We start from the raw sequence: 1,630 nt of genomic DNA, 5'->3' as shown, positions 1-1,630 counted from the left end.
TCAGCGCCAGCCAGGGCGGCGTTCGCCGCCTCGCCTCCGCGACGGGCTGCGCGCGCAGCGGACTCTTTCTTGGAGTCGATCAGCTGCACGGTGTCGATACGGGCGACCAGCGGGTAGTGCTTCACACCGTCCTTGTCGGTGTAGACGTCGGTCTTCAGCGAGTAGCTCACTGCGACACGGTCGCCGGACCCGATGCAGCCGAACACGCCGGGGTTCTTCGCGTCCTGGACGTAGCCGGTCAGCTCCACGATCTCGCTTTCCACCTTGCCGGTGGACTTGTTCTTGAAGGTGTTGCGCGCATAGACGCTGAGCTTCACCGTCGCGCTACCGTTTGCGTGCTCGAACAGCTTCGGTGCGCGAGCTGCGTTGCCGACGATGGTGCCGTTGTTGAAGGGGTTGGACATGATGGTTCTCCTTATGTGGGTGGGTGTGAATTGCCGTGCAATGTGGGTGTTGAAGCAGCTGCTTTGCTGCTGCGGGGGGTTGCGCTGTCGTTACAGCACTGCCCAGGGCAGCGGTGTGCCTGCCGCCTCTAGGTCGCGCAGTTCTTGTGCTGCGCCCGGATCGGCGTCCTCGCCGTCGATGCCGTCGGCGAGCTGGTAGAGCAGTTCCAGGTCGGTGTGGGTGATGTCGCGCATCACGTGCCTCCTTGTTCGGATTGGTGGTCAATCCGTCTGTTGGAGACAGCTCTGCTGTCTAAAGGTCACTCCCCTGCCTCGTTGAAGTGTCTGCTGTCGCAAGCCACGGCCGACGAGAAAAAAAGAAACCCCGTTGCATCGCTGCAACGGGGTGTGTGGTGCTACTCGGTGAACAAGATCGTGCGGGTCTTCTCGGCGCCCTCGCGGACGAGTTCGACCATCCGCTCGCCTTGGCCGATGTCGGTCAGCTTCGCCACCAACGACGGGAAGTTCTCGTCTGGCCCGATCTCGGTGGCTCGGTGCGCGGCCACGCCAGCTAGTCCCGGCTGGCCTGTGGCGTGCGCAAGCACGGCAACCGTGGTGGTGAGCTGCGCGCGCATCCCTGGCCAGCTGGTCGGGACAGCACGCATAACCTGCTCCGCGAACCGTAGGCCCGCCTGCGGGTCATCGAGCAGCGCCGCGAGCAGCGCGTCTCGCAAGCGCGGCGTGGTGAAGCATTTCAGCGCCGATCGAACAGCGCGCGTGCTCGGCTGGGTTATTCCTGCCGCCGCCTGCTCGTATTCACGCTGCAGCACGTCGGAGAACATGGGCGGGATATACGCCAGCGCGTCTTCGATGATGTCGGCGTGCTCGGCAGCGTCGATGCCGTGATCGGTGCTGTTCAGGCGTGCCTCGATGTCGTCTTTGCTCGGCTCCGGCAGCTCGCCGGTGTGCTCTAGCATCTGCCGCAGCGCCGCCGATGCGGCGACCTCGCCGACAACGCCGTGGCGCGGCTCGTCGATGAGCGGATGCTGGTACACAGACCACCACGCAGCCCCGGTGACGATCTCGGGCACTTGCACCACCCCGAGCAGCGGCGGTAGGTGCACTGCCCCACTAGTGAGATACGTGGCCGTCTCGTCAAAGACCGGCTGCGCAATGTCATCGCTGATCATGTACGCGATAACAGCGTCGAGTTCGAGGTGGTGGACCCACGCTGCGAACCGCTCGCG

At 64.5% G+C, this 1,630-nt stretch carries 3 protein-coding genes; all 3 read right to left on the bottom strand.

Annotation, left to right across the window (positions count from 1 at the left end; genetic code table 11):
• Positions 1-404: single-stranded DNA-binding protein (locus HMPREF3145_RS01435; protein ID WP_070421494.1), on the bottom strand; the 404-nt coding region annotated here is incomplete at its 3' end.
• A gap of 90 nt (positions 405-494) precedes the next feature.
• Positions 495-638 carry a hypothetical protein gene (locus HMPREF3145_RS11760; protein ID WP_016456431.1) on the bottom strand — a complete coding sequence of 48 codons (144 nt, stop codon included), beginning with the start codon at positions 636-638 and terminating at the stop codon, positions 495-497.
• Between the two features lie 161 nt (positions 639-799).
• Positions 800-1,630 (bottom strand): DUF4192 family protein (locus tag HMPREF3145_RS01430; RefSeq protein ID WP_070421493.1); only part of this gene is annotated, 831 nt, incomplete at its 5' end.

It is taken from the genome of Corynebacterium sp. HMSC05C01, assembly GCF_001807155.1.
GTDB classification, from domain to species: domain Bacteria; phylum Actinomycetota; class Actinomycetes; order Mycobacteriales; family Mycobacteriaceae; genus Corynebacterium; species Corynebacterium coyleae.
This window is presented reverse-complemented; position numbering and strand designations above follow the sequence as displayed.